General features: G+C 60.7%; 34 protein-coding genes. 20 read left to right on the top strand and 14 right to left on the bottom strand.

The window, feature by feature from the left end; genetic code table 11:
* Positions 1-86: 86 nt before the first annotated feature.
* The 3 genes from rho to hemE form a co-directional block, all read right to left on the bottom strand.
* Positions 87-1,352, bottom strand: a complete 1,266-nt coding sequence (rho, locus tag BLR31_RS02505; protein ID WP_090590931.1) for a transcription termination factor Rho — start codon at positions 1,350-1,352, stop codon at positions 87-89.
* Between the two features lie 162 nt (positions 1,353-1,514).
* Positions 1,515-1,943, bottom strand: a complete 429-nt coding sequence (gene hemJ / locus BLR31_RS02510) for a protoporphyrinogen oxidase HemJ (protein ID WP_090590936.1) — start codon at positions 1,941-1,943, stop codon at positions 1,515-1,517.
* Positions 1,944-1,946: 3 nt separating this feature from the next.
* On the bottom strand, positions 1,947-2,993 hold the full coding sequence (gene hemE / locus BLR31_RS02515; protein ID WP_090590940.1) for a uroporphyrinogen decarboxylase: 1,047 nt from the start codon (positions 2,991-2,993) through the stop codon (positions 1,947-1,949).
* Positions 2,994-3,458: 465 nt separating this feature from the next.
* Here hemE and BLR31_RS02520 point away from each other — a divergent pair, with 465 nt between their 5' ends.
* The 4 genes from BLR31_RS02520 to dnaQ are packed head-to-tail and all read left to right on the top strand — an operon-like array spanning position 3,459 to position 6,215.
* Entirely contained in the window at positions 3,459-4,067 is a 609-nt protein-coding gene (locus BLR31_RS02520; RefSeq protein WP_090590944.1) for a Maf family protein, read from the top strand.
* Positions 4,064-4,885: a shikimate dehydrogenase gene (locus BLR31_RS02525; protein WP_090590948.1), complete on the top strand. Its 822-nt coding sequence runs from the start codon at positions 4,064-4,066 to the stop codon at positions 4,883-4,885. The genes BLR31_RS02520 and BLR31_RS02525 overlap by 4 nt, the downstream gene beginning before the upstream one ends.
* A 20-nt stretch (positions 4,886-4,905) precedes the next feature.
* Positions 4,906-5,499 carry a dephospho-CoA kinase gene (gene coaE, locus BLR31_RS02530; RefSeq protein ID WP_090590951.1) on the top strand — a complete coding sequence of 198 codons (594 nt, stop codon included), beginning with the start codon at positions 4,906-4,908 and terminating at the stop codon, positions 5,497-5,499.
* Between the two features lie 5 nt (positions 5,500-5,504).
* Positions 5,505-6,215 carry a DNA polymerase III subunit epsilon gene (gene dnaQ, locus BLR31_RS02535; protein ID WP_090592048.1) on the top strand — a complete coding sequence of 237 codons (711 nt, stop codon included), beginning with the start codon at positions 5,505-5,507 and terminating at the stop codon, positions 6,213-6,215.
* 168 nt (positions 6,216-6,383) lie between these two features.
* On the opposite strand, the gene secB is transcribed toward dnaQ, so the two are convergent.
* Both secB and BLR31_RS02545 read right to left on the bottom strand, forming a co-directional pair.
* On the bottom strand, positions 6,384-6,926 hold the full coding sequence (secB, locus tag BLR31_RS02540) for a protein-export chaperone SecB (RefSeq protein WP_090590953.1): 543 nt from the start codon (positions 6,924-6,926) through the stop codon (positions 6,384-6,386).
* A 110-nt stretch (positions 6,927-7,036) separates the two neighbouring features.
* Positions 7,037-7,456: an FxsA family protein gene (locus BLR31_RS02545; RefSeq protein ID WP_090590956.1), complete on the bottom strand. Its 420-nt coding sequence runs from the start codon at positions 7,454-7,456 to the stop codon at positions 7,037-7,039.
* 207 nt (positions 7,457-7,663) lie between these two features.
* Here BLR31_RS02545 and BLR31_RS02550 point away from each other — a divergent pair, with 207 nt between their 5' ends.
* The 5 genes from BLR31_RS02550 to BLR31_RS02570 all read left to right on the top strand — a co-directional run bounded on the left by BLR31_RS02550 (position 7,664) and on the right by BLR31_RS02570 (position 10,303).
* Positions 7,664-8,380: a Tim44/TimA family putative adaptor protein gene (locus BLR31_RS02550; protein ID WP_090590960.1), complete on the top strand. Its 717-nt coding sequence runs from the start codon at positions 7,664-7,666 to the stop codon at positions 8,378-8,380.
* Positions 8,381-8,403: 23 nt separating this feature from the next.
* Entirely contained in the window at positions 8,404-9,015 is a 612-nt protein-coding gene (locus tag BLR31_RS02555; RefSeq protein ID WP_090590963.1) for a Smr/MutS family protein, read from the top strand.
* Positions 9,012-9,383: a helix-turn-helix domain-containing protein gene (locus BLR31_RS02560; protein ID WP_090590965.1), complete on the top strand. Its 372-nt coding sequence runs from the start codon at positions 9,012-9,014 to the stop codon at positions 9,381-9,383. The genes BLR31_RS02555 and BLR31_RS02560 overlap by 4 nt, the downstream gene beginning before the upstream one ends.
* A 72-nt stretch (positions 9,384-9,455) precedes the next feature.
* A complete protein-coding gene (locus tag BLR31_RS02565) occupies positions 9,456-9,842 on the top strand; it encodes a hypothetical protein (protein ID WP_176762470.1) in 387 nt (128 codons plus the stop codon).
* Positions 9,843-9,844: 2 nt separating this feature from the next.
* Positions 9,845-10,303, top strand: coding sequence for a hypothetical protein (locus tag BLR31_RS02570; protein WP_090590972.1), 459 nt, complete (start codon positions 9,845-9,847; stop codon positions 10,301-10,303).
* A 129-nt stretch (positions 10,304-10,432) separates the two neighbouring features.
* Here BLR31_RS02570 and hslU read toward each other — a convergent pair whose 3' ends face one another.
* From hslU to hslV, 3 genes are read right to left on the bottom strand one after another with little or no spacing between them, the layout of a single operon-like run.
* The gene (hslU, locus tag BLR31_RS02575) at positions 10,433-11,743 is read right to left on the bottom strand and encodes an ATP-dependent protease ATPase subunit HslU (protein WP_090590976.1); all 1,311 of its coding nucleotides are present in this window, start codon (positions 11,741-11,743) and stop codon (positions 10,433-10,435) included.
* The gene (locus BLR31_RS02580; RefSeq protein WP_176762471.1) at positions 11,744-12,253 is read right to left on the bottom strand and encodes a GNAT family N-acetyltransferase; all 510 of its coding nucleotides are present in this window, start codon (positions 12,251-12,253) and stop codon (positions 11,744-11,746) included.
* Entirely contained in the window at positions 12,250-12,777 is a 528-nt protein-coding gene (gene hslV / locus BLR31_RS02585) for an ATP-dependent protease subunit HslV (protein WP_090590983.1), read from the bottom strand. Before hslV ends, BLR31_RS02580 begins: the two co-directional genes overlap by 4 nt.
* A 169-nt stretch (positions 12,778-12,946) precedes the next feature.
* Between hslV and hisB the strand changes: the two genes are divergently transcribed.
* The 8 genes from hisB to coaA are packed head-to-tail and all read left to right on the top strand — an operon-like array spanning position 12,947 to position 17,722.
* Positions 12,947-13,534 (top strand): imidazoleglycerol-phosphate dehydratase HisB, encoded by a 588-nt coding sequence (gene hisB, locus BLR31_RS02590; RefSeq protein ID WP_090590987.1) that lies wholly within the window; start codon positions 12,947-12,949, stop codon positions 13,532-13,534.
* Between the two features lie 41 nt (positions 13,535-13,575).
* Complete coding sequence (locus BLR31_RS02595; protein WP_090590991.1) at positions 13,576-13,944, top strand: hypothetical protein; 369 nt, start codon at positions 13,576-13,578, stop codon at positions 13,942-13,944.
* A complete protein-coding gene (gene hisH, locus BLR31_RS02600; protein WP_090590995.1) occupies positions 13,941-14,591 on the top strand; it encodes an imidazole glycerol phosphate synthase subunit HisH in 651 nt (216 codons plus the stop codon). The genes BLR31_RS02595 and hisH overlap by 4 nt, the downstream gene beginning before the upstream one ends.
* Entirely contained in the window at positions 14,588-15,319 is a 732-nt protein-coding gene (gene hisA / locus BLR31_RS02605) for a 1-(5-phosphoribosyl)-5-[(5-phosphoribosylamino)methylideneamino]imidazole-4-carboxamide isomerase (protein ID WP_090590999.1), read from the top strand. The genes hisH and hisA overlap by 4 nt, the downstream gene beginning before the upstream one ends.
* A complete protein-coding gene (locus BLR31_RS02610; protein ID WP_090591001.1) occupies positions 15,316-15,657 on the top strand; it encodes a hypothetical protein in 342 nt (113 codons plus the stop codon). The genes hisA and BLR31_RS02610 overlap by 4 nt, the downstream gene beginning before the upstream one ends.
* A 19-nt stretch (positions 15,658-15,676) precedes the next feature.
* A complete protein-coding gene (gene hisF / locus BLR31_RS02615) occupies positions 15,677-16,441 on the top strand; it encodes an imidazole glycerol phosphate synthase subunit HisF (RefSeq protein ID WP_090591005.1) in 765 nt (254 codons plus the stop codon).
* Between the two features lie 10 nt (positions 16,442-16,451).
* Complete coding sequence (locus tag BLR31_RS02620; RefSeq protein WP_090591008.1) at positions 16,452-16,772, top strand: phosphoribosyl-ATP diphosphatase; 321 nt, start codon at positions 16,452-16,454, stop codon at positions 16,770-16,772.
* A 2-nt stretch (positions 16,773-16,774) separates the two neighbouring features.
* Complete coding sequence (gene coaA / locus BLR31_RS02625; protein ID WP_090591012.1) at positions 16,775-17,722, top strand: type I pantothenate kinase; 948 nt, start codon at positions 16,775-16,777, stop codon at positions 17,720-17,722.
* On the opposite strand, the gene BLR31_RS02630 is transcribed toward coaA, so the two are convergent.
* The gene (locus BLR31_RS02630) at positions 17,719-18,720 is read right to left on the bottom strand and encodes an adenosine kinase (protein ID WP_090591015.1); all 1,002 of its coding nucleotides are present in this window, start codon (positions 18,718-18,720) and stop codon (positions 17,719-17,721) included. The two genes, coaA and BLR31_RS02630, sit on opposite strands and share 4 nt — an antisense overlap.
* Before the next feature lie 41 nt (positions 18,721-18,761).
* Positions 18,762-19,442: an endonuclease III gene (gene nth, locus BLR31_RS02635; protein ID WP_090591020.1), complete on the bottom strand. Its 681-nt coding sequence runs from the start codon at positions 19,440-19,442 to the stop codon at positions 18,762-18,764.
* Between the two features lie 76 nt (positions 19,443-19,518).
* On the opposite strand from nth, the gene BLR31_RS02640 reads away from it, so the two are divergent.
* The 3 genes from BLR31_RS02640 to BLR31_RS02650 all read left to right on the top strand — a co-directional run bounded on the left by BLR31_RS02640 (position 19,519) and on the right by BLR31_RS02650 (position 22,009).
* Positions 19,519-19,986 (top strand): DUF2244 domain-containing protein, encoded by a 468-nt coding sequence (locus BLR31_RS02640; protein ID WP_176762472.1) that lies wholly within the window; start codon positions 19,519-19,521, stop codon positions 19,984-19,986.
* A 37-nt stretch (positions 19,987-20,023) separates the two neighbouring features.
* A complete protein-coding gene (locus tag BLR31_RS02645; protein ID WP_425287206.1) occupies positions 20,024-20,902 on the top strand; it encodes a methylated-DNA--[protein]-cysteine S-methyltransferase in 879 nt (292 codons plus the stop codon).
* A 93-nt stretch (positions 20,903-20,995) separates the two neighbouring features.
* On the top strand, positions 20,996-22,009 hold the full coding sequence (locus tag BLR31_RS02650; RefSeq protein ID WP_176762473.1) for an AI-2E family transporter: 1,014 nt from the start codon (positions 20,996-20,998) through the stop codon (positions 22,007-22,009).
* On the opposite strand, the gene BLR31_RS02655 is transcribed toward BLR31_RS02650, so the two are convergent.
* From BLR31_RS02655 to BLR31_RS02670, 4 genes are all read right to left on the bottom strand, one after another.
* Positions 22,010-22,624 carry a 2,3-bisphosphoglycerate-dependent phosphoglycerate mutase gene (locus BLR31_RS02655; protein ID WP_090591030.1) on the bottom strand — a complete coding sequence of 205 codons (615 nt, stop codon included), beginning with the start codon at positions 22,622-22,624 and terminating at the stop codon, positions 22,010-22,012.
* A gap of 11 nt (positions 22,625-22,635) precedes the next feature.
* Positions 22,636-23,445: a 4-hydroxy-tetrahydrodipicolinate reductase gene (gene dapB, locus BLR31_RS02660; RefSeq protein ID WP_090591034.1), complete on the bottom strand. Its 810-nt coding sequence runs from the start codon at positions 23,443-23,445 to the stop codon at positions 22,636-22,638.
* Complete coding sequence (gene pyrF / locus BLR31_RS02665) at positions 23,446-24,141, bottom strand: orotidine-5'-phosphate decarboxylase (protein WP_090591038.1); 696 nt, start codon at positions 24,139-24,141, stop codon at positions 23,446-23,448.
* A gap of 520 nt (positions 24,142-24,661) precedes the next feature.
* The gene (locus BLR31_RS02670) at positions 24,662-25,213 is read right to left on the bottom strand and encodes an NADPH-dependent FMN reductase (RefSeq protein WP_090591042.1); all 552 of its coding nucleotides are present in this window, start codon (positions 25,211-25,213) and stop codon (positions 24,662-24,664) included.
* Positions 25,214-25,356: the final 143 nt, after the last annotated feature.

A 25,356-nucleotide genomic window follows, 5' to 3' on the forward strand; every position in this document is an offset into this window, starting at 1 on the left:
AGGATGACGGTGGTGGGAGGTTGTCCGCTGCGGGCGCTCAAAAGGACCGGCAAGAAAAAGGGCGGCTGGGTGGCCGCCCTTGATGCTTAGGTGTTCATCGAATCGAAGAACTCGCCATTGGTCTTGGTCTGGCGGAGTTTATCCAAAAGGAACTCCATGGCGTCGACTGTGCCCATCGGGTTGAGAATGCGGCGCAGGACATACATCTTGCGAAGGACATCGGGCTCGACCAGCAGCTCTTCCTTGCGGGTGCCGGACTTCGTGACGTCGATGGCGGGGAAGACGCGCTTGTCGGAGACCTTACGATCGAGAACGATTTCCGAGTTACCGGTGCCCTTGAACTCTTCAAAGATCACTTCGTCCATCCGGCTGCCGGTGTCGATCAGCGCTGTCGAAATGATGGTTAGCGAGCCGCCATCTTCGATGTTGCGGGCGGCGCCGAAAAAGCGCTTGGGGCGCTGCAGGGCATTGGCGTCCACACCACCCGTCAGAACCTTGCCCGATGACGGCACGACGGTGTTGTAGGCACGGCCCAGACGGGTGATCGAATCGAGAAGGATCACGACGTCACGCTTGTGCTCAACGAGACGCTTGGCTTTTTCGATAACCATCTCAGCCACTTGGACGTGACGCGAGGCCGGTTCGTCGAAGGTCGAGGAGATGACCTCGCCTTTGACCGAGCGCTGCATGTCGGTGACTTCTTCGGGACGTTCGTCGATCAGAAGCACGATGAGATAGCATTCGGGGTGATTGGTCGCGATCGATTGTGCAATATTTTGCAACAATACGGTCTTACCAGTACGCGGCGGCGCAACGATCAGGGCGCGCTGGCCCTTGCCCAGTGGCGCGACGAGATCGATGACGCGGGCCGAACGATCCTTAGTGGTCGGATCAGCCAGTTCCATATTCAGCCGCTCGTCGGGATAGAGCGGCGTCAAATTGTCGAAATTGATCTTGTGGCGAACCCGCTCGGGATCTTCGAAATTGATCGTATTGACCTTGAGAAGCGCGAAATAGCGTTCGCCTTCCTTGGGAGAGCGGATCTGGCCCTCGACCGTATCGCCCGTTCTGAGACCAAAGCGGCGAATCTGGGAGGGACTGACGTAAATGTCGTCGGGACCTGGAAGGTAGTTCGCATCGGGGGAGCGCAGGAATCCGAACCCGTCGGGCAGGACTTCGACTACGCCTTCACCAATGATTTCCACATCCCGCGTGGCCAATTGCTTTAGTATTGCAAACATCAATTCCTGCTTGCGCAGGGTATTGGCGTTTTCGACTTCGAGCTCTTCGGCAAAGGACTGCAATTCGGCCGGAGATTTGGCCTTTAAGTCCCTGAGCTTCATGAATTCCATGATCAGCCTTCTTAAGGGAGATGGAGATGAGACAAATAAGGAGGGGAGGTGCGGGGCAAGGCGGATGCTGCCCGTCTCGCAACGAATACGCGAGTTGGCATTTTCATAGACCATTCGGCCCGCTCATTGCAAGCGGAACCGAAATTTTTGGTCGCGCCGGTCCTAGAACGGTTTGACGATGACCGCGATGACGATAACGATCATCAGAATGGTCGGGACTTCGTTGATCATGCGGTAGAATTTAGCCGGACGGGTGTTGTCGTCGCGCGCAAAGCGTTTGAGCGACGCGCCGAGAAAGCCGTGAAAGCCCGAAAGCAGCACGACAAAGGCCAGTTTGAGCCAGATCCAGCCCATCGCGAAGATGGCCGAGCCGTATAGATGGATCATCCAGAGCCCGAACACCCAGCTCGCGATCATCGCGGGCGTAGTGATGGCGCGATAAAGACGGCGTTCCATCACCTTGAAGGTTTCGGACTGCACCGAGCCCTTCTCGGCATCGGCGTGATAGACGAACAACCGCGGCAGATAGAGCATTCCGGCCATCCAGGCGATGACGGAAATGACATGCAGCGCTTTGACCCATTCGAGCATGTTTTAATCCCTCGTTCCTTTGACCGTGGCGATCAGGTCGGCGACGTGATCAATCGGGGTTTGCGGGACGATGCCGTGGCCCAGATTGAAGATATGCGGGCGATCGGCAAAGGCCGAGACAATCTCACGCGCTCTCGTGCGCATCTGCTCGCCGCCGGCAACGAGGCGCAGGGGATCGAGATTGCCCTGTAGCGGCAGGGTTTTGGCGAAAGTGCTCGACGCGAAATCGAGCGGGGTCGCGTAATCGAGGCCCAGCGCTGAAACGCCGGTCTTTTCTACGTATTCGGCCAGCATGCCGGCAGCGCCACGGGGAAAACCGGTGATCGGTGCGCCGGGGATAAGTTCGCGTAAACGGGCGACGAGGCGGCGATTGGGCTCGATTACATTGGTGCGAAATGCGGTCTCGTCGAGATTGAGAGCCCAGGATTCGAAAATCTGCACCATATCGGCGCCCGACTTGAATTGTGCGGCGAGATAAAGCGCCGAGGCTTCGACAAGCACGTCCATCAGGGCGGAAAAAGCTTCAGGGTGCTCAAGCGCGAAAATGCGGGCCGCAGCCTGATCGGGCGATCCGCGTCCGCCGATCATATAGGTCGCAACGGTCCAGGGGGCGCCACAGAACCCGATCAGGGTCTTGTCCGGGGCCAGGGCAGGCTTGATGCGACTAAGCGTCTCCAAAACGGGTGCCAGACGCTCCACGACCCTTTCGGGATCGAGACGGGCGACATCGCTGGCCTTTATGGGCTCAAGCATTGGCCCCTCGCCTTTTTCAAAGCGGACTGACTGGCCAAGGGCGTCGGGGATGACGAGGATATCGGAAAACAGGATCGCTGCATCGAGATCGAAGCGTTTGAGGGGCTGCAGCGTTACCTCGGCAGCAAGCTTTGGATTGTAGCAGAGATCGAGAAACGATCCGGCCTCTTCGCGGACCTTCAGATATTCGGGCAGATAGCGACCGGCCTGGCGCATGATCCAGATAGGGGGTGTTGCCTGGCGATGCCCGAGAACGGTGTCGAGCAGCGGCTTGCCTTGTGGAGAGGTCTGGGTCATGGGGCCTTTGGAAATTGTCTTGGGCGGTCTTCGGGCGGGACTTAATTAGAAGTCTTAAAAGACTCTTCTTTATTATTATGGCTGTGTTTTGCACCAATTCTAAAGCGCCCACAACCGATGGGTCGCAAAGAGGCTTGCGGCGGTTTCGCACAGTGAGGTGGAGTCCAAAACCCTTGGGCGCTTCGGGGTGATCTGGCCCTAAAGCGCCGGGCGTTAACGGTTTGTTAAGAGGTGTGGCTGTGCAAAACCTTAACGAAAGGTAAACGGCGATCCGGGCGCCCGACACGCGGTTTTACCCGCTGTTTTGCACATGGCTCCACGCTCGCCCACAGGTAACGAACTGTTAACGCAAATCGAGACGATGGGGATAAACCTCGCCCTTGGTCGAGAATGGGGCGTTTGGGCTTTCCCTGTGCGCAGCCTTGTGAAAAACCAGCGTACCAACCAACCGTCAAACGCCCGGCCATGCTGATCTTAGCTTCCAAAAGCCCGATCCGGAAAACCCTGCTCGATAACGCGGGTTTACACTTTTTGGTTGCAAGCGCGCCGATCGACGAACGGGAAATCGAAGATCGTCTGTTGACGCAGGGCGAGAATCGCCAAGGGCTCGCCGTCGCTTTGGCCAAGTCCAAGGCGCTGGCAGTGAGCAAGGCGAACCCAGGCGCTGTGGTGATCGGGGCCGACCAAACATTTGATCAGGACGGCGAGGGTCGGCATAAACCTGCAACGATCGCGGAAGCGGCGGGTAATTTGATGGCGATGGCAGGCACCAGCCACAGCCTCCATTCCGGCGTCGCGCTGGCGCGGGACGGCGAAATCGTCTGGAGCGCTGTCGATACCGCGACCCTGACGTTTAAGGATTTTTCGCGCGCCGAGCTCGATATCGTCTTAAGGCTCGAGGGAGAGGCCATCCTTGGTTCGGTCGGCGGCTATCGCCTTGAAGGCCCATCGGTGCGGCTCTTTTCGCGCGTGCAAGGGGACTATTTCACCATATTAGGGTTGCCGCTTCTGGCCCTGCTCGATGCGCTGGCGGTCCATGCGCCCGAAACCCTGTCGCAAGGGGGAGAGCGGTGAAAAACGCGTTCGTCATCGGCCACCCGATCGCCCATTCCAAATCGCCGTTGATCCATGGGTCATGGCTCGATGAACTCGGGATCGATGGGTCCTACAGCGCAATCGATGTCGCCCCTGAAAATCTGGCGGCATTCATCGACAGGGTCAGGCAGGGCGAATTTGTCGGCGGCAATGTCACCATTCCCCACAAGGAAGCGGTGATGGGCCTCCTCGATGAGGTCGATCCACTGGCCAGAACGATCGGCGCCGTCAACACCATCGTCTCCGAGACGGGGCGCTTGATCGGACGAAACACCGACTATCTCGGGTTTCTGGCCAATCTCGATCAGGGCGCGCCTGGGTGGTCCGATATAAGCGGCGCGGCGATCGTCATCGGGGCCGGTGGCGCGGCGCGGGCCGTCCTGGCCGGATTGATCGATAGGGGCATCGATCGCATCCATCTCCTCAACCGCACGCTGTCCCGGGCCGAAAGCCTTGCTGCGGCTTTTGCGCCGAGTGTCGTGCCCGGCGCGCTCGAGGATTTCAACGCCGTCGCGCCGGCGGCGACGCTTCTGGTCAACACCTCGTCGGTCGGAATGGGTGGTACCCAGTTTCCAGATTTCGACCTGGCGCGCCTCGATGGCCGCGCTGTCGTGACCGATATCGTCTATGCGCCGCTGATCACGCCGCTTTTAGCTGATGCATCGGCCAAGGGGTTTTCCACGGTGGATGGGCTGGGTATGCTGCTCCATCAGGCCGTTCCGGGTTTTGAGGCCTGGTTCGGGGTCCGGCCAGAGGTGGATGCAGCGCTGCGCGCCCGCGTTCTGGCTGCAACATGACGGTTGGGGATAAGCGAGATATGCTCAGGGTCGCGCTGACGGGATCGATCGCCACGGGCAAATCCACTGTTCTTGCACGCTTTGCTGAACAGGGGATTGCCACCTATTCGGCCGATGAGGCCGTGCACGCGCTCTATGCCGGCAAGGCCGCCCCGCTTGTCGAGACCCTCTTTCCCGGAACGGTTATCGATGGGGCCGTCGATCGCAGGAAACTGTCCGCCGCCATTGCCGCCGAACCCCAGAGGATCGGAGAGCTCGAAGAGGTGATTCATCCTCTCGTGCGCGAAAAGGCCATCGACTTCATGGAAGCTGCCGAGGCCAATGGGGCAGAGATTGCGGTCATCGAAATCCCGCTATTTTTCGAAACGGGCGCCAAATATTCGATCGATAAGGTCGTGGTCACCTGGTGCGATCCAGATATTCAACGCCAGCGTGTTCTGGAACGACCGGGGATGAGCGAAGACAAGCTCAAACTCATCTTGTCGCGCCAGCTATCCCAGGACGAAAAGCGCCGGCGGGCCGACTATACCATCGACACATCGGGCTCAATGGACCAGACCCTTGCCGAAACAGACGCGGCGATCATAGCGCTCAAAAAGGATGTCGGCTTGTGAACCTGTTGCGCGAAATCGTCCTGGATACCGAAACCACGGGGCTTTCACCGGCCGGTGGAGACAGGGTCGTCGAGATCGGCTGCGTGGAACTGATCAACCACGTACCGACCGGACGCCATCATCACGTCTATATCAACCCCGAGCGCGACATGCCCGAAGAGGCGTTTCGGGTGCACGGGCTGTCGGAAGAATTTTTGCGCGACAAGCCCAAATTTGCCGAACTAGCGCAAGGGTTTCTCGATTTTATCGGCGATGATCCGCTGATCATCCACAATGCGCCCTTCGATATGGGCTTTCTGAACGCCGAACTCGAATGGAGCGGTCGCAAGCACCTCGTCAATCCGGTGATCGATACGGTGACGCTGGCGCGGAAAATTCATCCTGGCGCGCGGGTGAGCCTTGATGCCCTGTGCAAGACGTATGGCATCGATAATTCCCGCCGCAGTCTTCACGGCGCGCTGCTGGACAGCGAAATCCTCGCCGAGGTCTATCTTGAGCTGATCGGCGGTCGGCAAGTGGCACTTGCGCTTTCGGCAGAGGCCGAAAGCCAGTTCCGTTCCGGCATGGTCCGCCCGCCGGCGCGCCAGCGGCCAACGCCCCTGCCCGCCCGGCTGACGGATCGCGAACGCGAACTGCATGCGGCGTTCGTTGGGGAGATGGGCGACAAGGCGATGTGGCTGGAATATTTGACAATCGAGGTCGAGTTGCGGGCCTAGGCCAGTCCCGGCAACGATCGCGAGCCTGGTGCTGGGTGGCGTTCTACCATTCGTACATCCCGCCTCCAGGCGTCAACCCGGCCTTGAGCCCACAAAAGACGTCGCTGACCACAAAAAAGCCCCGAGGCGTCCGCCCGGGGCTTTTTCAAATGCTTTTATCGCAACCGCTTAGTTGACGGTCGGGCTCGGCTCGGTGGTGCCGTCGGGCTGGGCCTGCTTGATCTTTTCAGCGGCTGTAGCGAGATTGCGGCGGTAGAGGGCGAGGAAGTCAACGGGCTCGAGCAGCAGCGGGGGGAAACCGCCCGACTGGATTGTCTGCGCCAGGACCTGGCGCGCGAACGGGAAGATCAGGCGCGGGGCTTCGACCATAAGCAGTGGCCCGAGCTGGTTTTCGGGGATGTTCTTGGTGCGGAACAGGCCGCCATAGACCAGTTCGAGCGCGTAAAGCACCTTTGAATCGCGCTCGGTCTTGACGTTCAAGCCGATTTCGACGGCGTAAAGATCGTCGGCCTGCTTTTTGACCTGGACGTTGATATTGACGTTTGAGCCCGGATTGGTCTGGCCGGAGACGAGCGATGCGGGCGCGTTGGGGTTCTCGAAGCTGAGATCCTTGACGTACTGGCCGGCAATGCCGAACTGGGGCGCCTGGCCGCTGGGCTGGCCGGCTTCGTTGGCGGTCACATCCGGGGTGTTGCTATCGTCTTCAGCCATTGGCCTAATCTTTTCCTCAACGGTTATACGGGACACCCCAAGCGGGCGGGGCGCGAAATTTTTCGCCGGTTGGCTAGCATTTTTGCGCCCGTGCCACAAGCAAAGAGGGCCTAGCGATAGGAATCGCTATCGAGATCGATGGCCCTTTGGGCCGGTCCGGGCTGGGATGGCCGGTAATTGGTGACGATCACCATGTTGCGGCTCATCGCCTGGTAAATCCAGCTGCGGACGGGTGGTATGAGCAGCAGGAGCCCCAGGACGTCGGTGAGAAATCCGGGCACGATGAGCAGGAAGCCGGCCACAGCGATCATCATCATTTCGGCGAACTGCTTTTGCGGCATTTCTCCCCGCGCCATCATGGCGCGCGTGTCCATGATCATGCCCAAACCTTGCCAGCGCACGATGGCGATGCCGGCAAAGGCGGTGAGGATAATGGCGGCAAGCGTGCCCAATATGCCGATCTGTCCGCCCACCCAGATGAAGGTCGCGATTTCAAGGAAGGGCAGTGCCAGGACTGCGAGAACGATCATGCGTCCCAAAGCGCTCTGTCTCCGTTAAAGGGGGCGCAATAACGCCCCAGATCACAATAATGCCACCGCAAACTGGTTTGCAGGGCCGGTTTACATATATATAGGTCACAACCTAGAGATTGCGACCGTCCGCAGCGAAGGCGCCATGGCTTGATTTGCCAGGGTCCGCGGGCGCCGACCGTTACATTTGGAGCCAGAACCACACTCATGGGCGAATTTTTGGATTTCCCGACCCTCATCGTCATCATCGTCGCGATCGTGGTTCTTCTGCGGCTGCGCTCGGTGCTGGGCACGCGGACCGGAAACGAACGTCCGCCCTCCCAGCGCTATGAATCCGTGTCGCGCACCCGCCCTGACAATGACGAAAACGTCGTCCAGATGCCCCGCCGGGGCCAGGTCGACAATGCCGAGGCCGAGCGCGCCCAGCGCAAGCTCGAAGCGGAGATCGAAAAATTCTCGGCTGGAAAGCCTGAAGTCGAGGCCGGATTGCGCGCTATTGCCGATGTCGATCCCGCGTTTTCGCCAAAACAATTTCTCGAAGGGGCGAAGGCCGCTTACGAGATGATCGTCACAGCTTACGCCGCCGGCGACCGCAAGGCGCTCAAGGGCCTGCTCGACAAGGACGTCTATGACAGCTTCGATGCAGCGATCACCGAGCGCGAAGCGGCCGGGCATTCGACCGAATTTACCTTCGTCGGCCTTTCCAACATCGAATATGTCGAAGCCGAGCTCGACAAGCGCAACGCGGTGGTAACGCTCAAGATCGACGCCGAAGTGGTTTCCATCACCAAGGACCGCGAAGGCGAAATCGTCGAGGGCACGCCCGGCCAGGTCGTGGCGATTGCCGACGAGTGGACCTTCATGCGCAACACCAAGTCGCGCGATCCCAACTGGAAGCTCGTCGCCACCAACGATTTAGAATAACACCCGGCTCCGGGGCTTTAGTCATGGCGCGAAAACCGCCCGGCACGCGAAAACCAAAGAGCGGGCCGGTGCGCGACTGGCATTTGTGGAATGCCGTCGGCAAGACGGTCGACCCGCTTGCCAAGCGCAAGAGCGCCGATCCCAAGGCCGTGCTCGATGCGATCGTCGAGCCGGACGCGCCTCAGGATGCGCAAATGCGGCGCCCAGAGCCGTCCCGGTTTGCCAAACCCCCAATGCCCTCACGGCGTCCGATGATCGCGGCCTCAAAGGTCGCGGCGAGCGAAAAGCCCATCGAGCCCAATCTCAAGCGGCGCGTGGCCAGCGGGCGCGAGCCGATCGACGGCACGATCGATCTCCACGGCATGACCCAGATGCAAGCCCAGATCGCGCTTGAAAATTTCGTTGCCGCGCGCGCGGCGCGGGGAGATCGGACGCTTCTGGTTATTACGGGCAAAGGGATCAAAAAGACCGGCTATCTCCAGCTCGAACGCAAGGGCGTGCTGCGAGACATGGTGCCGCTCTGGCTCAACGCGCCGCATCTCTCGCCTCTTGTGGCGGGGATCGACCCGGCCCATCAGAGCCATGGCGGTGGCGGTGCGCTCTACGTTCGCCTCAAACGCCGGAGGGAAATGTGACCCCGCTTGGAGCGAAACTGCGCAGACTGCGCGCCGATCGCAATATTGCGCTGAAAGACATGGCCAAGGCGCTCAATGTTTCGAGCGCCTATCTCTCCGCCCTCGAGCACGGCAAGCGCGGCAAGCCGACCTGGTTCATGATCCAGCGCATCATCGCCTATTTCAACGTCATCTGGGACGAGGCCGAGGAAATCCAACGGCTGGCCGAGGTGTCCGACCCCAAGATCACTATCGACACCGCCGGCATGCCGCCCGAAGCGACCGAATTGACCAATGTTCTGGGTCGGGAAATTTCGAAACTTTCGCCCGAGGACCTCAAGGCAGTGCGCGACGAGGTAATGCGGCGAGCGGTGCGCGCAAAACCTTGAGCTTCCTTGCCTGCGCCACATTGTCGCGCGAGGCTATTGCCTTCGACACGTGCAGAAACGGGAGTGTTCGCCATGTCGCCGTTGTCTCGCCTTCTGGCTCTTTTCGCCGCCCTGCCCTTGATGGTCGCCGTGCCGGCACTGGCCCATCACGGTTGGAGCTGGGCCAGTGAGGACTGGTTCGAACTCGAAGGCAGTTTGACCGATATCTATATCGGCCAGCCCCACCCCACATTAACGCTCAACGATGGGACCAACGACTGGACTGTCGAGCTGGCGCCGGTCGATCGCACGCTGGCCTCGGGGTTCGATGAGGATGTCGTGGCCATCGGTGACACGGTGGTCGCGCACGGGCATCGGGCGCTCGATGAGGCCGATTATCGCATGAAGGCGGTGCGGCTGGTCGTCGGGGACGCGACATACGACGTCTATCCCGAATTTGCCGCCGAGCTCGACCAGTAGGGATGCTTGAGGCGATCGAGAGCCTGCCGCTGGCCATCTATCTGCGCCGCGATCTTTTCGCCTATCCGATCGTCAACGCGCTGCACATCCTGTCGCTGGGGATGCTGGTGACTAGCGCCGTGCTCATGGATGCGCGGGTACTTGGGGCTGGACGCGCGGTACCGCTCGATGCGGCGATCGGGGTTTTGCGGCCAGTGGCCATTGCGGCGCTTGCCGTGGCACTGGTGACGGGTGCGCTGCTGTTTTCGGTCCGACCCGGCGAATATGCCGGCAATCCTGTGTTTCTGACCAAGCTGGGGCTGATCGGGCTGGCGCTGGCCAATGCTGGGTTTTTCGTGTTTGGGCGCCGGCATCTTTGGCCCGAAAGCGCGGTGACGCGGGTCTCGGCGACGGTCTCGATCCTATTGTGGATCTCGGTGTTGTTTGCTGGCCGGGCCATCGCGTTCTTCGGGGGGAGTTAGACTCTAGTCGGCACGCAGCATACTGGGCGCCGGGTCTTCGCCCGGGGTGACAGTGGGGGTAAGCAGGCTGCGAAAACCCCCAGCCGTCGTCCCGGCTTTGAGCCGGGATCCAGTTTTCGGAGGCTGTGTTTACAGCACGTAGCGGCTCAAATCGGCGTCGCCGGCCATCTTCCCGACGGTGTTCCTGACCATCTCGCCGTCGATGGTGACCGCGGTGCCGGATTTATCGGATGCGGTGAACGAGATGTCCTCGACGAGTCGTTCCAGCACCGTCTGCAGGCGGCGGGCGCCGATGTTTTCGACAGTCGAGTTGACAGAAACCGACACGTCGGCCACCGCCTCGATGGCGTCGTCGGTGAAATCGAGCGTGACGCCTTCGGTTCCCATCAGGGCCACATACTGCCGGATCAGCGAATATTCGGTGTCCGTGAGGATTTTGATGAAATCCTCGCGCGTCAGAGCTTTCAGTTCCACCCGGATCGGAAGGCGGCCCTGGAGTTCGGGCAAAAGGTCCGATGGCTTTGAGACGTGGAAGGCGCCCGAGGCAATGAACAGGATATGGTCGGTGTTGACCGGGCCGTATTTGGTCGAGACCGTCGTGCCTTCGATCAAAGGCAGCAAATCGCGCTGCACGCCTTCGCGCGACGGACCGCCGGTGACCCCGCCTTCCTTGGCCGCGACCTTGTCGATCTCATCGATAAAGACGATGCCGTGGTTTTCGACGAGTTCGATGGCCTCGGTGTTGATCTTGTCCTGATCGAGCAGCTTGTCGGCTTCCTGGTTGATGAGGATTTCGTAGCTGTCTTTGACCTTGACGGTACGCTTCTGGGTCTTGCCGCCGAACGCCTTGCCGAACATGTCGGAGAGATTGATCATCCCCATCGAGCCACCCGGCATGCCGGGCATATCGAACATCGGCATGCCGGAGTTCGCCGGCACTTCGATCTCGATTTCCTTGTCGTCGAGTTCGTTGTCGCGGAGCTTTTTCCTGAACGCATCGCGCGTCGATGGCGTGGCCGACTGCCCGACCAGCGCGTCGATGACGCGCTCCTCGGCGGCCAGATGGGCCTTGGCCTTGACCTCGGCGCGCTTTTTTTCCTTCAGGATCACGATGCCGGCTTCGACAAGATCGCGGATCATCTGCTCGACGTCGCGGCCGACATAGCCCACTTCGGTAAATTTCGTGGCTTCGACCTTGACGAAGGGCGCCTGCGCCAGCCGGGCCAGGCGGCGGGAAATCTCGGTCTTGCCAACACCGGTCGGCCCGATCATCAAGATGTTTTTGGGGCTGACCTCGCGCCGGATGTCCTCGGGCAATTGCTGGCGGCGCCAGCGGTTGCGGAGTGCGATGGCGACGGCGCGCTTGGCTTCAGCCTGACCAATGATGTAGCGGTCCAGCTCGGAAACGATCTCGCGGGGGGAAAAACTTCTATCGGTCATTTACCTGTCTTCTTTGTCCAGAAAGAGCACCATCAGATGCTCGTCGATGTCTTCATCGCCAATATGGAGGGCGCGCGGTTCGGTGCCGTAGGTGCAAAACCCCAGGCGCTTGTAGAGATGGATCGCGGCGACGTTATAGGCGCCGACTCCAAGGTGAAGCTGGCGCAGGTTCTGCGCCTTTGCATCCTCGACCAGTGCCGAAAGCACACTACGCCCGATGCCCTGCCCACGATGGGATTTGGCAACGATCATGCCCCAGACATGGCCGCGATGGGCCATCGAGGCGTGGCGCGGCACGAAATAGCCGACCGATCCGACAAGAGTGTCGCCGTCAAAGGCCCCCACCATGCGATTAGCATCAAGGGTCTTGCGGTGGTCGGTGACCGTCAGCTTGGCTTCGGCAGCGTAATCGGACGCAAAAGCCCGTGCATCCGCCTTGAGCCCGGCCAGTCGAAGCTGGCCATAAGCCTCTGCGTCGTCGGGGGTCAGTGGGCGGATCGAAAGGCTCAAGAGCTCGTCTCGAGCGTCTCGACCGCTACATCGGCATTGGTGTAAACGCAGATGTCGGCTGCGATCGCCATGGCTTTTCGCGAGATGTCCTCGGCCGACTTATCGCTGTCGGCAAGGGCGCGAGCCGCGGCAAGCGCATAATTGCCGCCCGACCCGATGGCGGCGATGCCGTCTTCGGGGCTGAGCACATCGCCGGTGCCCGTGAGAATCAGCGTGTCGGATTTATCGACGACGATCATCATGGCTTCGAGGCGGCGCAGATAGCGGTCGGTGCGCCAATCCTTGGCCAGTTCCACGCAGGCGCGCATCAACTGTCCGGGATATTGTTCGAGCTTGGCTTCGAGGCGTTCCGACAGCGTGAAAGCGTCGGCGGTGGCGCCGGCAAATCCGGCGATCACCGAGCCTCCGGCCAGGCGGCGGACCTTTTTGGCCGAGTGCTTCATGACCGTCTGACCGAGCGAAACCTGTCCGTCACCGGCCACAACGACCTGATTACCTTTGCGCACTGAAACGATTGTTGTCATGGAGACCAAATGCCTTTGCTAACAAAACGCGTTGGCCTTTATTTAGGATTGCGCGCGCTAAATGCAATGCGATGAGCCGGAGGGCGGGCTTTCCCCCTGCCCTGCAAGCTGTTAGAGCAATCGCGAAATTTCCCATTGGCAGAAAATGGGCAGGCAAGAGGGCCGGGACATGCGCAAGGCAACGCTCGATCGCAAGACCAACGAAACCGAGATCGTCGTCACACTCGATCTCGACGGCACGGGCGCGCGCGACATCGCGACCGGGGTCGGCTTTTTCGATCACATGCTCGACCAGTTGTCCCGCCACTCCCTGATCGACATGACGATCAAGGCCAAGGGCGATCTTCATATCGATGATCACCACACTGTCGAGGATGTGGGCATCGCCATCGGCCAGGCGATCAGGACCGCCCTGGGCGACAAGACAGGCATTGTGCGCTATGGCGCCAGCGATCTCGTCATGGACGGCACAAAATCGTCGGTGGCGCTCGATGTTTCGGGCCGGGCGTTTCTTGTCTGGCGCGTAGCGTTCACGGCACCCAAGATCGGGACGTTCGACACCGAACTGGTGCGCGAATTCTTCCAGGCCATCGCGATCAATGCCGGCATTACGCTGCACGCCGAAAACCATTATGGCGACAACAATCACCATGTTGCCGAGAGCCTGTTCAAGGCTTTGGCGCGGGCGCTGCGGCAGGCCATCGAAATCGATGCCCGCGCCAGCGACAAGGTGCCCTCGACCAAGGGCGTTCTCTAACCCATAAGGGGGCAATAAGCCCTCGGCGGGATGTTTCGATCATGAGCCTTTATACAATTTATGCCAAGCCGGAGGCCGGACCCGACGCCATTGCGGTTCTCGGCGACCGGTTTTCCTGGTTCGCTTTCCTTGTGACACCGCTATGGGCGCTGCTCCGTGGCGCGGTCGCGTTCTTTTGCCTCTGGGCGGTCATAGCGATCGGCCTTTATCGTCTGGCGCCCCATATCGGAGACGACGCGGCCATCGTCCTCTATCTGGTCTTTGCGCTGTGGGCGGGCTATGCCGCGCCACAGATTGCCGGGCGCGTCCTGCGTCGGCGCGACTGGATTACGAGCGGCGAGCTGGTTGCGCCCGATACCGAAACCGCCGAGCGCCTGTGGCTGGAGCGAACCTATGGAGCCCGGCCATGACCCAGACCGTCGCGATCATCGATTACGGCGCCGGCAATCTCAAATCGGCGGAAAAAGCCTTTTTGCGCGCCGCGCAGGAGACTGACACGAAGGTGCTGGTCAGTGCTGACGCCGAAGCCGTGCGCCTGGCCGATCGGATCGTCTTGCCCGGCGTGGGTGCCTTTGCCGATTGCATGGCAGGGCTCGACGCCGTCGCGGGCATGCATGAGGTCCTGAACGAAAAAGTCATCGAGGGTGGGACCCCGTTTTTCGGCATCTGCGTCGGCATGCAATTGCTGGCCAGCGTCGGGCGCGAAAAAGTCGAAACGCTGGGGCTGGGCTGGATCGACGGAGCGATTGAAAAGATCGTGCCGAGCGATGCGACGCTCAAAGTGCCACATATGGGCTGGAACACGCTCGATATCGCAAAGCCGCATGCCCTCCTCGATGGGATTGAGACGGGCGAAGATGGGCTGCACGCCTATTTCGTGCACTCCTATCACATGCGGGTCGAACACCCCGGCGACGTGATCGCCACCGCCGATTATGGCGGACCGATCACCGCGATCGTCGGGCGTGACAATATCTTCGGCACCCAGTTCCACCCTGAAAAGAGCCAGACGCTCGGCCTGGCCCTGATTTCCAACTTTTTGAAGTGGCGTCCATGATCCTTTTCCCAGCCATCGACCTCAAGGACGGCCAATGCGTCAGGCTCAAGCTTGGCGACATGGAGCAGGCAACTGTCTTTAACGACGACCCGGCAGCGCAGGCCAAGAGTTTTGAGGCTCAGGGGTTCGAATATCTCCACGTCGTCGATCTCAATGGCGCCTTTGCCGGCGAGAGCGTCAATGGCGCGGCGGTAGATGCGATCTTGAAGGCCGTGGATTTCCCCGTGCAGCTCGGCGGCGGTATCCGCACGCTGGCCCATATCGAAAGCTGGCTCGACAAAGGTCTGGCGAGGGTGATCCTCGGAACTGTCGCCGTGCGCGATCCCGCGCTGGTCAAGGCCGCCTGCAAGGCGTTTCCCGGGCAGGTGGCGGTTGGGATCGACGCGCGCGGCGGCAAGGTGGCGGTGGAAGGTTGGGCCGAAACGTCCGAGCTGACCGCAATCGAATTGGCGCAGCGCTTCGAGGGCGCCGGCGTTGCGGCGATCATCTATACCGATATCGATCGCGATGGTGTCCTGAAGGGCATCAATTGGCCCTCGACGCTGGAACTGGCCAACGCGACGACAATTCCAGTCATTGCCTCAGGTGGACTGGCCGGCATCGAGGACGTACGGCGCATGATCGAGCCGGATGCGAAAATCCTCGAAGGCGCGATTTCGGGCCGCGCCTTGTACGACGGGCGTATTGATTCACGTGAAGCACTGGCGCTTTTGAGGGCCGCGGCGTGAGCACGGTGCGTGGCCGGCCCTTTCCCTGGCTGCCCTATGCCATAACGCTGGTGCTCATCATCCTCTTTGCGGTGTTTCCGATCCTTTCGGTTTGGATCGTCTATCTCATCGCCGATCCAAATGGCTGCCGCGTGGATGAGGCGGGTGTGTACCCATGCATCGTCAACGGCACCGACATCGGGGGTCTATTGGCCTTCATGGGCGTATTGGGCTGGCTGATGCTGGCCACAGTGCCCATGGGCGGAACGGCGCTGCTGTTCTGGGGGATTGCGCTTTTGAGCCATATTATCTATCGCCGCTACAAAGCCGACCGCGACCGCATGCGCGATCCGCAATGAGAAACGGAGGGGTCCAGTCATGACCCTCAAGGCCCGCATTATTCCCTGTTTGGACGTTAAGGACGGTCGCGTCGTCAAGGGCGTCAATTTCGTCGATCTGCGCGATGCTGGCGATCCAGTCGAGGCGGCGATTGCCTATGACGCGGCGGGAGCGGACGAATTGTGCTTTCTCGACATCGCCGCCAGCCATGAGGGGCGTGATACGATTTTCGACGTCGTGGCGCGGACCGCCGAGCATTGCTTCATGCCGGTGACCGTCGGCGGTGGCGTGCGGTCCAATGACGATATCCGCAAGCTGCTTTTGTCGGGTGCCGACAAGGTATCGATCAATTCCGCCGCCGTTGCAGATCCAGACTTCGTGGCCCGGGCGGCGGATAAATTCGGCAATCAGTGCATCGTCGTTTCTGTCGACGCCAAGCGCGGTGAGAGCGGGACATGGGAAATCTTCACCCATGGCGGGCGCAAACCGACGGGGATCAATGCCGTGGAGTTCGCCATTGGCGCGGTCGAGCGCGGGGCCGGCGAATTGCTGGTGACCTCGATGGATCGCGACGGCACAAAATCGGGGTTCGATCTTCAATTGACGCGAACGATTGCCGATGCGGTCGAGGTCCCGGTGATCGCCTCTGGTGGGGTTGGCACGCTCGACCATTTGGTCGATGGGGTGAGAGAGGGCCACGCCACGGCTGTCCTCGCCGCCTCGATCTTTCACTTCGGGACCTATACGATCGGTGAGGCTAAGGCACACATGGCGGCCGCCGGCATTCCCATGCGGCTCGACTGAGGGGGGAAAGATGACACTGACCATCGAAGCGCTCGACGCGCGGCTGGCCGAACGGGCCAAGGCTTCGCCGGACGAATCTTATACCGCCAAGCTTTTGTCCAAAGGCACGGCCAAGTGCGCGCAAAAGCTCGGCGAAGAAGCGACCGAAGCGGTGATCGCTGCCGTCAGCGGCGACAAGGCCGAACTGACCAAGGAAAGTGCCGATCTCATCTATCATCTCCTTGTGCTGCTGCGTTCTGAAGGCGTTGCGCTTGATGCGGTGATGGCCGAACTCGACAGCCGGACCGCGCAATCGGGGCTGGCTGAAAAAGCCGCGCGGACGCAAGACTGATCATGCCGAAAAAAATCGCCTACGCGCCCTATCTGCAGTTTTCGATCGAAGAATGGGCGCGGCTGCGGGCCGACGAGCCGATGACGCTCGATGTCGAGGACATCAATCATCTGCGCGCCCTCAACGATCCGATCTCGCTGGCTGAGGCCGAAATCGTCTATCTGCCGCTGACGCGCCTGCTCTCGTTTTATGTCGAAGCCATCCAGGGCATCCACCATGCCTCGACCCGGTTTCTGGGCCACAACGGCGCCAAGGTGCCGTTCATCATCGGGGTTGCCGGTTCGGTGGCGGTGGGGAAATCGACGACGGCACGTATCCTGCGCGCCCTGCTTCGCCGCTGGCCGACATCGCCCAAGGTGGATCTGATTACGACCGATGGGTTCCTCTATCCCAATAAGGTGCTCGAAGAGCGCGGGCTGATGCAGCGCAAGGGGTTCCCCGAAAGCTATGACCGCGCTGCGTTCGTCGAATTTTTGGCGGCGATCAAATCGGGCAAGCCCAAGGTCACGGCCCCGACCTATTCGCATCTGGTCTATGACGTCGTGCCCGATCAGACGATCACTGTCGAAAACCCCGACATCCTGATCGTTGAAGGGCTCAATATCCTCCAGCCCGGCGAATTGCCGCGCAACGGCACGCCGATCGTCTTTGCCTCCGATTTTCTGGACTTTTCGATCTATATCGATGCCGATGAGGATGTGCTGGAGGCCTGGTATGTCGAGCGCTTCATGAAGCTACGCGAAACCGCATTCCGCGATCCCAAAAGTTTTTTCCGCCGCTTTGCCGAATTGAGCGAGCTGACGGCGATATCGACGGCAAAATCGATCTGGCAATCGATCAATCTGCCGAATCTGCGCGAGAACATCCTGCCGACACGTGGACGTGCCGATCTGGTGCTCAAGAAGGGCGCCGATCATGCCATCCACGAGGTGTCGTTGCGGAAGGTTTAGACTGCGATCCCCTCGCCGCGTGCCAAAACCTTCAAATCGGCTACAGGCCTTGCGCCGTAGTGCGAGATGACTTCCGACGCGGCGAGGCAGCCGAGTTTTAAGGCTTCTTCCATCGATTGGCCGCGTGCTGTGGCGAGGAGGAAGCCGGAGGCGAATAGATCGCCGGCGCCGGTCACATCGACCACCTTGTCGACCGCAAAAGCGGGGACAGAGACGATTTCGCCGTTCCTGATCGCCATGGCGCCGCGCGAGCCCATGGTGACGGCGGCAATTTCGGCGTCCTCGGCAAGCTGGCGAACGGCGACGTTGATGTCGTCGGTTTCATAGAGCGCCTTGGCCTCTTCGATATTGGCAAAGACATAGTCCATGGTCTTGGACTTGATGAGGTCGAGGAACTCGTTGCGGAACCGGTTGACGCAGAACGGGTCCGAAAGCGTGATCGCGGCGGGCCGGTCTGCCTTGTGCGCATAATGCGCGGCCAGAACGAAGGCCTTTTTCGCTTCCGCCGGATCCCAGAGATAGCCTTCCATATAGGTGATGGAAGCGCTCTGGATGGTCTCTTCAACGATATCGGCTTCGGTCAGATGCTGGCAGGCGCCGAGATAGGTGTTCATCGTCCGCTCGCCATCGGGGGTGACGAGGATCATCGAGCGCGCCGTGGCCGGTCCGTCGCGCAGATAGTCGGTCTCGTAGGAAATACCCTTGGAGTCGAAATCGTCGCGGAAAACCAGCCCGAGTTCGTCTTCGGCGACCTTGCCCACAAACGCCGCGCGACCGCCCAGTGCGGCGACGCCGGCAGCGGTGTTGGCTGAGGAGCCCCCGGGAATTATCGATTTTTCGGACGGCATCTTGGCGTAGAGGTCCGCCGAGCGATCTGCCTCGATCAAATGCATGATCGATTTGCGCATGCCCTCGTCGATGAGGAATTTTTCGTCGATCGGGGCGATTACATCGACGATGGCGTTGCCGATGGTCAGGACGTCGAACCGCGTGGTCATCGGCGCTCCGCAAAAAATGTGTGAGATATTGAACCGGGGACTTACGGCATAGCGCGAGGCGGCGCAACCGCCCCGGGCGCGGGAGTCTTGTCGGGGTAACGGCACCACTGAGCGATGATGCAATTGTAGCACGCGGGCTTACGCGCCTTGCAGATGTAGCGCCCGTGCAGGATCAGCCAGTGATGGGCGTGCAGCAGATAGGGTTTCGGCACGCGCTTTTCGAGTTTCAGTTCGACCGCCAGAGGCGTCTTGCCTGGCGCGAGGCCCGTTCGGTTGCCGACCCGAAACAGATGCGTGTCGACGGCGATCGTCGGTTGGCCGAACCCGATATTGAGCACGACGTTGGCGGTTTTGCGTCCCACCCCCGGCAGGGCTTCGAGCGCCTCGCGCGTATCGGGGACCTCGCTGTTATGGTTGGCGATCAGCGCCTGGCTCAAAAGAAAGACGTTCTTGGCCTTGTTGCGATAAAGCCCGATGGTTTTGACATGGTCCCGTATGGCGTCTTCACCCAGTGCCACCATTCTTTCCGGCGTGTCGGCAATGGCAAACAGCGCTTTTGTCGCCTTGTTGACGCCCACGTCGGTAGCCTGTGCCGACAGCACCACGGCAACAAGAAGCGTAAAGAGGTTCACATAGTCCAGTTCGCCCTTGGGCTCGGGATCATGGGCGGCAAAAGCTGCGAAAATCGCTTCGATCTCGGCTTTGGTCAAAGGCTTGGGCATGGGTGCGGCACGATGTGATTTGATTTCGGTCTCGTCTTTGGTTTTAGAATGGCCCAAAGGCCAAAAGGCAAGTCCGATGACCCAGAGCCCGCTCTTTGCCGCATTGTTGACCCCGCACCGTTCGCTTTCGCCGAAGGGGATCAAGCTGACGATCGCGATCTTTGCGGGGCTTGCCGCCATTCCCGGCCTTGCATTCTTTTCCATGGGCGCCTGGCCGGTCGTGGGGCTGATGGGCATCGATGTCTTGATCCTTTATTGGGCGCTGACGGCCTCGCTCAAGGACAAGGATGCGTTCGAGGAAATCACCCTCTGGCCGGACGCGCTCGATATCAGGCACGTGACCAAGACGGGGCGCGAAACCGCGCTGAGCTTCAATCCTTTCTTTGTCAGGTTCTCGGTCGTGCGCGACAATGAGGATCGCGTGACCGCGCTCAAGATACTGACCCGTGATGGGGAGTTTGAGGTGGGCAAATTCCTCACGCCCGACGACAAGGCCAGTTTCGCTGCGGTCTTTGCTCCAGCGCTGCATAGGGCCAAGGCGTAAAAATCGGGTCGTGCGGCATGCGCTTCCGCCCTATTATATGGCCATGAACGCGAACGCACCCATCACCGTGATCCCCGAAGCCGAGACCTATCGGATCATCGCCCGGGCCATCGAATATCTCTCGGTTCCCGGCCCCGAGGCCGCCGATGTTACAGCGCTCGCCCACGCGCTGTCGATCAGCGAGCGCCAGCTTGTTGAAACCTTCCGCCGCTGGTGCGGGCTGACGCCCAAGAGCTTCGCCCAGGCCGTCGCACTCGATCACGCTCGCAAATTGCTGCGCGATAATCTGTCCGTACTCGATACGAGTTATGAACTGGGGCTTTCGGGTCCGTCGCGGCTTCATGATCTGTTCGTCACCTATGATGCGGTGCCTCCCGGCATCTATCGCGCCAAGGGGGCCGGGCTGGAGGTTGATTGGGGCTTTGCACAATCACCCTTTGGTCGCGTCTGTCTGATGATGACGCAATATGGGGTCGCGGGGATTTCTTTTGCCGACGAGCACGGCGACGACCATGCGTTCAACGATCTGGCAACGCGCTGGCCCAATGCGAAGTTCAATCGCAACGACGCGGTGATCGCTCCGATCGTTTCGCGGATTTTCGATCCCCAGCGCTGGGACCCTGAACAGCCCGTGCGCTTGGTGATGATCGGGAGCCAGTTCGAGATCAAGGTCTGGGAAACGCTGCTCAAGGTGCCCGCCGGCCGTGCTGCGACCTATGGCGAAGTGGCGCGTGCGGTGGGCCGTCCCGATGCCGCCCGGGCCATCGGACGTGCGGTGGGTCGCAATCCGATCTCGTTTGTCGTTCCCTGCCACCGCATCGTCGGCTCGACTGGAGCGCTCACGGGCTATCATTGGGGCATTGTTCGCAAGCGGGCCATATTGGGTTGGGAAGCCGGGCTCGTCGCGTCTAGCTGATATGTCGCCGGGCGCCTGGCCCGCGCCATGGAACCTTCGGGCGTTCGGAGTCTTGGCACACTGATCCCCTTTTCAATGTGCCCGAAAGCCAGCGTGACAAAAACTGCCCTTATCGTGATTGCGGTTCTCGCCAGCATTGCCCTGCTGGTTTTTTTTGGCGAACTGTTGATGCTGCTGTTTGCCGCGATCCTGATCGCGGCTGTGCTCGATTCGGGCGTCGCGCTCATAAAGCGCTTTCTTCCCATTCACCGCCTTGTCGCTTTGATCCTCACGATCGTTATCTCGATCATGCTGGTTGGGTTCGCGCTGGTTGCCGGTGGCATGACCATCATCGACCAGCTCGATGCCCTGAGTGGGGTTTTGGGCGATGCGTGGCGCATGCTGGCCGATCAGCTCAACGATTGGGGCGTGCCCGTTTTGCGCACCTTCAATGCGGAAGACATCTGGGAGCGCCTGCCTGAACCGCAGACAATGTTTGGCGGCGCGGGCGCGGTGCTTGGCACGGGATTCGGCATGCTCTCGAACCTTGTGATCGTCTCGCTTGTGGGCATTTTCCTCGCCGCCGATCCATCGCGCTATCGCGATGGGCTGGTTCTTTTCGTGCCGGTGTGGTTCCGCCCGCGTCTTGGTGCCGTGCTCGATCGGGCCGGCGCAACCCTGCAGCGCTGGCTTGTCGGGCAATTGGCGCTGATGGTGATCGTTGGCGGTGCGACGACGGTTCTGCTGCTCGTCATGGGCGTCAATTACGCGCTCTCGCTCGGGATCATCGCGGGTCTGTTGAACTTCATCCCGTTTTTAGGCCCGATCCTGGGCTTTGTGCCGATCGGGCTTGCGATGATCGGGCAGGACATGACGACGGCGTTGATCGTTCTGGGCGGCTATACCCTCATCCAGCAGGCCGACGCCAATGTGCTGTCGCCGTTGATCCAGGATCGGGTGGTCAACCTCGCTCCAGCGCTGACCATCGCCTTCCTGCTTCTGATGGGCATCATTTTGGGCCCGATCGGCGTGGCACTGGCCACGCCGCTGCTGGCAGCGCTGAGAATTCTGGTTCTCGAACTCTATGTCGGCGACGTCCTGGGGGACGAGGCGGTCAAGAAGGCCTGATTAAAGTTCTTCGCTCGAGACCTTTTTGCCCTCGGCATCGATGCCGTAAACGATCGGCGCGCCGGTCGCGATCTCGCGCTTGAGGATTTCGTCTTCACTCAGACCCTCGAGCTTCATGACAAGGGCGCGCAGCGAATTGCCGTGGGCGGTGACGAGCACGGTCTTGCCGGCTTTGAGAAGCGGTTCGATCTCGGCTTCGTAATAGGGCAGCACGCGGGCAGCCGTGTCTTTCAGGCTCTCGCCGCCCGGAGGGGGGACGTCGTAGGAGCGGCGCCAGATATGGACCTGCTCTTCGCCCCATTTTTCCCGCGCATCGTCCTTGTTGAGACCCGAAAGATCGCCATAGTCGCGCTCGTTGAGCTGGTGATTGCGCACGATGGTGAGATCGGTGATCTCCATTTCCTCGAGCATCAGATCGAGCGTGCGCTGGGCGCGGCTCAGGGCGGAGGTGTAATAGGCGTCCGGCACGAGGCCCTTGGCCTTGAGGGACCTGCCGGCTTTGCGCGCTTCTTCGGCACCGACTTCGGTGAGGCCGGGATTGCGCCAGCCGGTGAAGAGGTTTTTCAAATTCCATTCGCTCTGGCCGTGGCGAACGAGGATGAGCGTACCGGTCATAAATGTCCCTTTCAGTTCAGGCCGAGCACGTCGGCCATGGAATACAATCCCTTGGATTTGTCTTTGGCCCAAAGCGCCGCGGCAAGCGCGCCATCGGCAAATAGCGCCCTGTCGCGCGCCGAATGTGAGAGCGTTATGGTTTCGGCCATCGAGGAGAACAATACCGAATGCTCTCCGATGATGCCGCCGCCGCGCAGGGTGGCAAAGCCGATCGAACCGGGTTCGCGGGGGCCGGTGTGACCGTCGCGCACGCGCACAGAATTGTCCGCCAGATCGATGGCTCGGCCCTCGGCCGCCGCCTCGCCCAAAAGCAATGCCGTGCCCGAGGGGGCGTCGACCTTGTGGCGATGATGCATTTCGACGATTTCGATGTCGAATCCGGTATCGAGGGTGGCTGCGGCTTTTTTGACCAACGCGGCCAGAAGGTTAACCCCAAGGCTGAAATTGCCCGATTTGACGATCGTCGCCCCGGCTTCGCCGGCCTTGGCGATTGCCGCGTCGTCTTCGGGTGAGCAGCCCGTTGTGCCGATGACGTGAATTTTGCCGGATGCGGCGATGCGGTGGGCCAGTTCGACGGTAAACGCAGGCGTCGTGAAATCGATGACGGCGTCGCTTGCAGCCAGCAGCGCGTCGAGATCGTCGGTGATCGTGATACCGACCGGCTCGGCTCCGACAAGCGCCCCGGCGTCCTTGCCGAGACTGTCGGCCCCTGCCCGCTCGATCGCTGCAGCGAGCGTCAAATCCGGATGCGCGAGGACAGCGGCGATATTGGCGCGGCCCATGCGGCCGCCGGCGCCGACGATGCCGATCTTGAGTGTCATCTACGCCACCTTCGCCATGGCCATTTCCGAAAGGATGGCCTGCGCCGACTGCTTTGGGCTTTCCGCAGCAACGATCGGGCGGGCGACGACGAGATGGCTGGCACCCGCTTCGAGCGCCTGGGTTGGCGTCATGACGCGCTTCTGATCACCCGCCGGGCTGCCCGATGGGCGAATGCCAGGGGTGACGACGGCCATGTCAGGCCCGACGATGTCGCGCACTTTGCGGGCTTCGAAGGCCGAGGCGACGATGCCGCCCATCCCTGCATCGCGTGCCTGATGTGCGCGGCGAGCAACGAGGTCTTCGATGCTCATGCCGTAGCCGGCAGCTTCGAGATCGGCCTGGTCCATGGAGGTGAGAACCGTGACGCCCAAAAGGCAGAGCCCCGAGCCTTCGGCGGCCTTGACCGCTGCGTCCATGGCCTTGGGATAGGCGTGAAGGGTAAGCATGGCCGCGCCGGTTTCGGCAAAGGCGGCGACGCCCTTTTCGACCGTGTTGTCGATGTCGAGGAGTTTGAGGTCGAAGAAGACTTTCTTGCCGGCCCGGATCAATTCCTTGCCAACCGTCAGGCCCTCGCCACCGTAAAACAGCTGGTAGCCGATCTTGAAATACTCGACGCTGTCGCCCAGCCGGCCGATGATCTCTTCGGCCTCATAGCGCGAGCCAACATCAAGTCCGACGATCAGGTCTCCGGCCATGGCAAATTCCCCGTGCTGTCAATGTTGTGGCTCGATGCCACGAGTTGGGATCGAGCGCAAGGGTTGGCGGCAAATCGAGGCCGGCAGCAAACGCCGGCGGCCTTTCGGTCCCGGTGGCGGAGATAGACGGCATGGGGCAATAAACGCTCCGCATAATTTTTGTTTTATATGAAGCGATCATCGCCCCATGCGTCCGGGATTTTGGGCTTATGGCGGCGTATCGGGCTGGGGATTGTTGGAAGTCTCGGTTGCCCGATCCTCCCGGTGCCCCTCCGGGTTTCCCCGGTGCGACGTGGACCTCGCAATCCACATCCGGCCATCCGTCCGCTTTGGGCCTTCCCTGCGGCGACCCCCAAGGAACCCGAACCGAACCCGCCCAAACGTTCGTTGCGCTTGCGTCCATCAACGCGGGTTCGTGAGAGGGAGTATGGGTGAGGTCGAGAGGGCGGGGATAAGTTATTTCTTGGGCGAGGGTGGTTGAGGGGGCGCTGAGACGCGGAGCCACTGGCGATCGAGGCGGTTAAATCCCGCCGCGGGAGAAGTGGGTGAGTTCCTTGATCATCTGGTCGATCTTCCCGTTCACCGATTTCTCGGTGAAGCTTCCATCTTCGGCAAAGGCGGTTGAATCCGGGCCGATGCCCAAAAGGGTTGGGACGACGAGGGTGCCGATTTTCGAGAGGGTGTCGCGCAGATGGCTTTGGGCCCAGATGGTCCCGTACTTGCCTGATGAGACGCCGCCGATCCCGAAGATGGCGTGGCGAAACGGGGACGGTTTCTGCCGGCTCAGCCAGGCGATGGTGTTGACCACCAAAGGGGGCAGGCCGCCATTGTATTCTGGAGTGGCGATGAAGACGATGTCGTGGGTGCGGAAGAGCTCGGCCAATTGCCGGGCAGTTTCGGGGGTGTGATCGGCTTCGAGATCTTCGTTAAAGATCGGCATCTCGAAATCGGCAAGCGAGATGGAGTTGACATCGACCCCTGCTTCGGCGAGGCGCGCGTCCATTATGTTCTGGAGTTTCTTGTTGACCGATCCCTGGCGGATCGAGCCGCAAAGCGTGAGGGCGGTGGGCATGGGCGTCTCCTGTGCTGCGGCAAAAGAGTAGAGCGCTTCGGGATGCCGTGGCTAGGGCACATTTGGCCATGCGTACTTGGCTGGTGCTGCAGCTTGGTCCCGGGAATAAATCCCGGGACGACGGTGGAGGTAGGGAGTGGCTT

It is taken from the genome of Pelagibacterium luteolum (genome assembly GCF_900100665.1).
Classification (GTDB): Bacteria; Pseudomonadota; Alphaproteobacteria; order Rhizobiales; family Devosiaceae; genus Pelagibacterium; species Pelagibacterium luteolum.